The following is a 243-nucleotide window of genomic DNA, read 5'->3' as shown; positions in this document are numbered from 1 at the left end:
AGAGGGCGGATGGCCAGGGTGGTGTGGCGCTTCGCGCGCGATTCGATCCTTGTGCCGAAGCGCGCGAGCGTGACGGAGACGGCCGACGCCTCGAAATACAGGTGGCCGGGATGCGCGGGATCGCGCTGCAGCATCCACAGGCTCAGCCCGTACGCGGCCGACGTGCCGGGCGCGACGAGCAGGTCCATGTTGCCGGCGCGCGCCTTCCCCGCCTGCCAGGCCGCACGGTAGAAGCGCGCGCCG

General features: G+C 72.4%; 1 pseudogene. It reads right to left on the bottom strand.

The features are described from left to right. A pseudogene (locus KVT39_RS37205) lies at positions 1 to 243 on the bottom strand (heavy metal translocating P-type ATPase); the annotation flags it as partial.

This window comes from Burkholderia sp. GbtcB21 (assembly GCF_019091065.1).
GTDB classification, from domain to species: Bacteria; Pseudomonadota; Gammaproteobacteria; order Burkholderiales; family Burkholderiaceae; genus Burkholderia; species Burkholderia pyrrocinia_C.
The sequence above is the reverse complement of the archived record's forward strand: the minus strand, read 5'-3'. Positions and strand labels throughout refer to the sequence as shown.